This window comes from Paracoccus sphaerophysae (assembly GCF_000763805.1).
In the GTDB taxonomy this organism is placed as follows: Bacteria; Pseudomonadota; Alphaproteobacteria; order Rhodobacterales; family Rhodobacteraceae; genus Paracoccus; species Paracoccus sphaerophysae.
The window spans coordinates 1-493 of sequence record NZ_JRKS01000136.1 but is presented as its reverse complement, the minus strand read 5'-3'; the positions used below and the strand labels follow the sequence as shown (position 1 = coordinate 493).

General features: G+C 62.3%; 1 protein-coding gene. It reads right to left on the bottom strand.

What is annotated here, in order from left to right:
• Positions 1 to 484 (bottom strand): plasmid partitioning protein RepB C-terminal domain-containing protein (locus IC63_RS16745; protein WP_232222663.1); only part of this gene is annotated, 484 nt, incomplete at its 3' end.
• Positions 485 to 493 lie beyond the last annotated feature (9 nt).

Here is a 493-nt window from a genome sequence, read left to right as displayed (position 1 = left end):
TTCCCGCAAGGATCGCGTTCACGTAGGCGACGGAGTAGTTGTTCGCGTTGACCAGCAGTTCAGCCGCCTCGATCTGGCGCATGGTCTTCATCTTGCGAAGCGCATCGAACACGGCATTCGTGCAGGGCTTGTCTTTCAGGATCGCGACAGCTTCTTCGCAGATGCCGTCCAGTAGGCGCGCCTTGCGTCGTATGCTGCTCATGTTGAGGTCGAGCGCGAGCGCGATCTTCTCTTCGGGAACGCCGCGCTCGATCGCCTTGCGGATCATCTTGTGTTCCTGGATCGGGGCGAGGCGGCTGACCTGTCTATTGTAGGTGAAGGCCTCGTCGTCGGTGGAAACGAGGCATTCCACCTCGCTCTTGCCCGCGTCCTTCAGCGCCTCGATCCGCAGGTGGCCGTCCAGCAGCAACCAGGTCGCGGACTTGTCGGGGTTCCGGACGACGACGGGCGGCTCGACGATCCCGATCTGGGCGATGGAAGCCACGATCTGCCG